3 protein-coding genes are annotated in these 3,160 nt (G+C 47.6%); all 3 read right to left on the bottom strand.

The features are described from left to right. Positions 1–1,208, bottom strand: a 1,208-nt coding sequence (locus tag J3492_RS12920) for a TRAP transporter large permease (RefSeq protein WP_207991270.1), incomplete at its 3' end; no start/stop codon positions are given. Next, the gene (locus tag J3492_RS12915; protein WP_207992424.1) at positions 1,205–1,732 is read right to left on the bottom strand and encodes a TRAP transporter small permease; all 528 of its coding nucleotides are present in this window, start codon (positions 1,730–1,732) and stop codon (positions 1,205–1,207) included. The genes J3492_RS12920 and J3492_RS12915, both read right to left, overlap by 4 nt. Positions 1,733–1,753: 21 nt before the next feature. Then, a complete protein-coding gene (locus J3492_RS12910; protein ID WP_207992423.1) occupies positions 1,754–2,824 on the bottom strand; it encodes a TRAP transporter substrate-binding protein in 1,071 nt (356 codons plus the stop codon). Positions 2,825–3,160: the final 336 nt, after the last annotated feature.

The raw sequence follows: 3,160 nt of genomic DNA, 5'->3' as shown, positions 1-3,160 counted from the left end.
ACCCCCCTAAACATCTCCGACAGCTTAATATGCGGTGCCACCGCCTTAATCACAAAGATATTCATCCCCATCGGCGGCGTGATCAGACCCAGCTCTACCGTAAGTACCGCAATGATACCAAACCAGATCGGATCAAAGCCCAAGGCTAGAATGATGGGGAACACCACTGGAATGGTAATCACCAACATGGCGAGCGCATCCATAAACAGACCAAGCAGGAAGTACATCAGCAAGATGGCCAGCAGAACGATCATCGGACTGACGGCCAAACCACCAATCCAAGTGGCTAACGAATAAGACAGTCTGGAGACTGAGATAAAGTAGCCTAAAGCTTCAGCACCCAGTAGCATAAAGAACACCACAGCAGACAGAGCTAGGGTCTCAATCAGTGACTGTTTCAGTCCTCTCATACGCATGCCTTTGGCAGCAGCATACGCCCAAGAGGCAAAGGCACCGACAGCGGCCCCTTCGGTTGGGGTAAACAGGCCAAAGAAGATACCGGCAATGATCAGAACAAAGATAAAGCCAAAGGGGATGAGTCCGGTTAGGGACAGCAGTTTGTCTTTCCAGGGGGTCTTCTCGCCGCGCGGGGCGAGGTGCGGTTTCCAGCGTACCATGATCATGACGGTCAAGGAGTACATGACCATGCCAAGGATGCCAGGCAGAAAGCCGGCGATAAACATGTCACCGACTGATTGTTCGGTGAGGATGGCGTAGACCAGTAAGGCGATGCTGGGCGGGATCATGATGCCAAGGGTACCACCAGCGGCGAGGATGCCGCAGGCAAAGCCGGGTTTGTAGCCGTATTTCTCCATTTGCGGTAAGGCGACACGGGTCATGGTGGAGGCGGTGGCAAGGGAGGAGCCTGAGATGGAGGCGAAGATGCCTGAGGATCCGATGCCGGCGATGCCAAGACTGCCTCTGACGCCGCCAAAGATGGTGCGGGTGGCGTCAAAGAGTTTGGCGGCCATGCCTGAGTGGGTGGCAAAGACGCCCATTAAAATGAATAGTGGGATGGCGCTGAAGTCATACTTGGCTAAGACGTCGACTGGGAGGTCTTTGAGCATTTGTAGGGCCCCGTCTGAGCTGGTGACGGCGCCAAAGCCGACGAGGCCGACGCCGAGCATGGCGAGGGCGACGGGGACTCTGACGACGACCAGTATGATCATGATGAGTAAGCCGATGGCTCCGATTATTTCTGGGCTCATGCGCCTGCCTCCTCGGCGTCAAAGAATTCGCCTGTTCTAAAGATGTTGATGGATTCGATGAGTGAGCGGATGGCCAGTAGTAGGCTGAGTGCTGCGCTGATCAGGTAGATGGGCATCATGGAGAGTCTGAGGTCTTGGGTGACTTTGCCAAATTCGATGGCGTCTAGGGCGCTTTCGTATAACCCCCAGGTGAAGACGAGGCCGATAAAGAAGAAGCCCATCATGAAGATGCCCATCATGTAGCCTTTGATGGCTTTGGGCATCTTTTGGGTGAAGACGTCGACGATGATTTGTGAGCGCTCGACATAGGCGGCAAAGGCGGCCAGTAGGGCGAAGAGCATGAAGTAGGAGACGATCTCGACGCTGCCTTTGACGGTGAAGCCCATGTCGCCGCCGGTGAGTTTGAAGATGTAGCGGGCGCCGACGTCAAGGATGGTGACGAGGACGATGATCACTAGGCTGATGCCGCCGATAAACTGACACAGCCTGGAGATGAGGGTGCTGAGTTTGACCAAGTATGCCATGTTGACATTGCCTCTGATTAATTAGATTGCACAAGCAGCACTAGCAGCCTTGGCTTTTTCGTAGACACCATCAGCATCTAAACCTAGAGCGTTGACATCATCCAGATACTTTTGTGTCCCTTCCAATAATGGACCTTTCCAATCAGGATCATTTAATGGATCTGGGATATCAATCATCTCATCGCCATTATCTCTAGCAGCTTGTATAGCTATATCATCATACTTATCAAACATTTCTCCAGTCTGATTGGCCATCGCCATACCTGAATTATTATCAATTATCTTTTTAAGATCATCTGATAGTCCATTATAAGTATCCTTGTTCATAGTCACCATGACGGCAGACGTATAGAGTGGTAAATTTGTATGGTAATTTGTGAGTTCATTGATCTTAAAAGTAGTTACTGCTTCCCATGGAAAACTCAAACCATCAACGACGCCACGTTGTAATGAGGTATACATATCATTGGCAGGTAGACCAACAGGAGATGCACCCATTTTTTCAATAATATCACCTGCTACTGCTGACGGACGACGGATACGCATACCTTTCATATCAGCAGGAGTACGGATTAGCTTGTCAGTGGTATGTAATGCACCGGGCCCAACACCATACATAAATAGTAGATGCGTATCCTCATATTCACTAGCAATAGTACCGTCCTCGTACAAAGTTTGTAGCATACAACCCATCTGAACTGCTGAATTAGACAAACCAGGAAGCTCTGTGATTTGAGTTAAAGGGAAACGACCGGCTGTATAACCCTGAACTTGGGAGCCAATATCAATAGTACCTTTAGCGGTAGCTTCATACGTGACATCTGCTTTAGCCAGACCAGCTGACGGATAAAGCTCAACTTTTAAACGACCACCAGATTCATCCTCTAGCTTTTTCGCCCAAGGCTCAAAAATTTCTTTACTAATATTTGATGTTGCAGGCCAAAAATGGGAAAAACGTAGAGTGGTAGTTTCTTGTGAAGCGGCTGCAGTGGTCGTAGCGCCATCATCGCTACTAGTATCAGACTGATTAGAACATCCCAATAAACTAACTGCGGCCAAAGCACCAATATAAAAAAGAGGGGCAAATCTCATTATCAATTCCTTTTGATAATTAATAGAAGAAGTGATCATTCACTTCACTTGATATCTGTAACTTTTGATCTACTTGTATTAACAGTAAGAATCAGTTACAAACTTAGTATCTTGTGCTAAAAGTAGCAACTATAACAATATAAGTCAAATCATTTTAATGAAATTTATATAAATGAATTTATTATAAATCTTTATATACACTATATACTAAAGCATGCCTTAATATTAAAAATAATCACATAAAAAAAGCCCCCCAACAATCAAGTTGGGAGGCTTTTAGGGAATAGGGAGCTGACGATGACCTACTCTCACATGGCCGGAGCCACACTACCATCG

It is taken from the genome of Psychrobacter coccoides, from assembly GCF_017498085.1.
GTDB lineage: Bacteria > Pseudomonadota > Gammaproteobacteria > Pseudomonadales > Moraxellaceae > Psychrobacter > Psychrobacter coccoides.
This window is presented reverse-complemented; position numbering and strand designations above follow the sequence as displayed.